Source organism: Synechococcus sp. R55.7 (assembly GCF_047461955.1).
In the GTDB taxonomy this organism is placed as follows: domain Bacteria; phylum Cyanobacteriota; class Cyanobacteriia; order Thermostichales; family Thermostichaceae; genus Thermostichus.
This window is the reverse complement of sequence record NZ_JANSIC010000279.1, coordinates 1-2,877: the sequence shown is the minus strand read 5'-3', so window position 1 is coordinate 2,877 and position 2,877 is coordinate 1. Positions and strand designations below refer to the sequence as shown.

Below are 2,877 nucleotides of genomic sequence, written 5' to 3'. Positions count from 1 at the left end.
TAGAAAAGAGAGGAGGTTGTAAGCCGGGTTCTGTAGTGCAGAGTTGCACTGGCGATCATCCATCTGGGAGTGATGTTGCCATCACCCTCTAGCGGCTCACCACCATCGAGAGCACCCTTCCCCACTTTGGGTACCGTGATCTCGATGCAGCCAACAGGGGCGAAGAACAGCCATGATCCTGCGGCTGCGGCCTTGCTTTCCACCGGGGTTTACCGAGCCAACGCCTCACGACGTTGCTGGTGGGCTCTTACCCCACCTTTGCACCCTTACCTGTGCTGGGATCCCAGCCATCGGCGGTATGTTTCTGTGGCACTATCCTCGCGGTTACCCGCACTGGGCTTTCCCCAGCGGTGTGTTCTTCTGAAAGCCCGGACTTTCCTCATCCCGCTGTCTGGTGGCGACAGCAAGGACGCGATCGCCTGCCCCTCCTCTCTCTTCAGCTCGATCCTACTGCATCTCCCAAACCTAGAAAATCCCGGAAATCGGTACAAACTCCACTTGATCGGGAATGTTGGGGGCCAGGTGTAAGATTTGCCGGTTCAAATCCATCACCACAGCCGCCACGCTTTCGGTGCGATCCCAGACGGGCAGATGGGGATCCGGATGGCGGCAGATGCAGTGGGGGGCATTCGTCCGGTCTTGTAGGATTTTTTGAAGAGCGACCGCGTCTAGGGTTCCCGTTTGAGCACTCTGGCGAAGCAAATGATAGGCCCGTTCTAGCCTTGTGGAGGATCCTATATGGGGGGGCAGCTCATCTTCTCGCAAGGCCGGATCCAGGAAATGATTGGTGTGGGCGAGGATCCCTCCTTGAGGGAGATGCAGGCCAATTCCTCGTGGACTGATTTCAAAGCTGGTCGCCTTAGCGGGCTGTAGGCCTGTCGCCTGTCCTGTAATACCGGCAACGCTGACACAAGAGGAGGCGGTGTAGGGGTAGGATCCCACCCTCTCTACAGCCTGCTGCCACTCCTCGCACTCCAACAATAAGCGCAACAGCAGATGCACCGGCATTCCCTCGGTTTGCCCATCTAGGGTAGAGCGCAAGAGGTTGAGGGCTACGGCCAACCCTGCTTGATTGAGGCCAATTTTGGCCAGGATCCCAGCTTCGGTCAGGGTGAGGTAGGCAGGGTGGGTATCGGAGCGAACGCACAACAGCACACAGGCCCTGCGCTGCTCCCCGATCCAATCCCAGGTTTGGGCCAAGTAGGTGTGGTGGGTGGAGGTAGCCTGGGGCAAGGCCGCCAGGGTGGTGCATTCTCCCCCATCCGGGTTGGCTTGGGCTGGATCGATGAGATCAATCCCCTTGAATTCATGAGCAGGATCCGCTGGGTGCTGGGGTACTCCGTTTTGGAGATTGTGTTCCAGAGCAGCGGCGCAGTCGGGATGGGATCCCCTGGGAACCGATCTGGATAAAATTTCGGTGCGCAAATTGAGGGCCAGAATCTCGGCAAAACGGAAGCCACTCCCCGCGGCAATGCCTTGGATTTCTTCCAGCAGGTGGGGCACGTGGCGCTCTAGCCAGGGCAGGGATCCCTCTGCTTGGGTCTGGGCCTGCTGCCAGGTGAGACCACAGCGGTAGGCAAATTGGCGGGCGTAGCTGGCAATGCTGTGGCGAATGAGGGGAGCCGCCTGGGATCCATACTGTTGGCCTCGTTGTTGGGGATCCCCCTGCAGATGAAGAATGGGGAACATGGTGCTGGTTTGCCCGTGACCTCAATAGGTGGGCAGGGAGGGATCCACCTCACAAGCCCAAGCGTGAATGCCGCCGCTGATGTTATGAACCTGAGTGAACCCGTTGGCCTGTAGCCACTGGCTCATCTGAGCAGAGCGGAGGCCATGATGACAGAGCACAAAAGTTGGCTGATCTGGATCCAGCTCTGTGAGGATCCGTTCCCTCCATTCCTCGTACCGGCTCAAGGGGTAGTTGCGAAAGCCCAGGGCATTTAAATTCACCAGCTCCAGCTCTGCCGGTTCCCGCACATCGATCAATTGCAGAGGGCCGGCCTCGGGATCCTGTAGGTATTGGGCCATCTGTTGCGGTGTAATGGAGCGGATGGAGAAGGACATCGCCAACTCTGGTCTACAGGGATCCCTTTTCAAGATACACCGGCTCAGCAGCTGCCCTGAGACTGCCCGCAAAGGTTAAGATGTCACCCTGATTTGGGCTTAGCCTGGGTATGGCTGTGCAACGCTTTTTGATCGACACGGATACGGCGGGAGATGATGTTACCTCGCTGCTCTTTGGGCTGCTCTGGCCCAACAGCATCCTACAGGGCTGCCCGCCGGGGTGAGTTTCATTCGAGATCCCTTTGCGGAAGTGCCCAAACCCGCCGATTATGCCAGCATCTGCAGCGGAGATACCCGTCCGCTGTTCTTTATCGGTGTGGATGCTAACCAAAACTACCTGGGGGATACCGACAACAACCCTGCCACCCTCAACCACGGTCTCACCTCGATGCTGAAGCGGGTGGATATGGCCACCTATGAAGTGATTCGCAGCGTGGTGGAAGGCAACTTTAAGGCAACTTTGTCGGCGGCATTCAAACCTTTGGCCTGGAGAACGAGGGTGTGGGCTATGCCCTGGATGAATACAACCAAGCCTTGCTCTCAGCGGATTTGGTGGCTGCTGTGGAAGCGGTGAAGCAAGACATCCTCGCCGGAACCCTCGAAGTACCTGAAGAGCGCTAGATTTTTGAGATTTTTGTTGCCGATTGATTGCGGATCCCTGGCGAAGCCTTGACTAAACAGAGGATCCATCAGAGGATGCTTTTGCTGAGGGCATTGGATCGCAACTTGGCCATCTGCACTTTGACCTCGTGGCAGTTGTTTGTTGCTCTTGTTTGTTGCTGTAACAACCTTAACCGCTAAGCGCTTGTAAGG

The 2,877-nt window shown here is 57.1% G+C and carries 4 protein-coding genes and 1 other RNA gene; 1 reads left to right on the top strand and 4 read right to left on the bottom strand.

From position 1 onward, the window contains the following. Positions 1-3 precede the first annotated feature (3 nt). The 3 genes from rnpB to NW820_RS11655 all read right to left on the bottom strand — a co-directional run bounded on the left by rnpB (position 4) and on the right by NW820_RS11655 (position 2,064). An RNA gene (gene rnpB, locus NW820_RS11665) (RNase P RNA component class A) lies at positions 4-433 on the bottom strand. Positions 434-465: 32 nt separating this feature from the next. After that, complete coding sequence (locus NW820_RS11660) at positions 466-1,689, bottom strand: C45 family autoproteolytic acyltransferase/hydolase (protein WP_414407566.1); 1,224 nt, start codon at positions 1,687-1,689, stop codon at positions 466-468. Positions 1,690-1,710: 21 nt separating this feature from the next. Continuing rightward, entirely contained in the window at positions 1,711-2,064 is a 354-nt protein-coding gene (locus NW820_RS11655; protein ID WP_414407565.1) for a rhodanese-like domain-containing protein, read from the bottom strand. A gap of 220 nt (positions 2,065-2,284) precedes the next feature. On the opposite strand from NW820_RS11655, the gene NW820_RS11650 reads away from it, so the two are divergent. Then, positions 2,285-2,638 carry a hypothetical protein gene (locus tag NW820_RS11650; protein ID WP_049749562.1) on the top strand — a complete coding sequence of 118 codons (354 nt, stop codon included), beginning with the start codon at positions 2,285-2,287 and terminating at the stop codon, positions 2,636-2,638. Here the strand turns inward: NW820_RS11650 and NW820_RS11645 are convergent. Next, on the bottom strand, positions 2,605-2,877 hold a 273-nt coding region (locus tag NW820_RS11645), incomplete at its 5' end, for a hypothetical protein (RefSeq protein ID WP_414407564.1). The two genes, NW820_RS11650 and NW820_RS11645, sit on opposite strands and share 34 nt — an antisense overlap.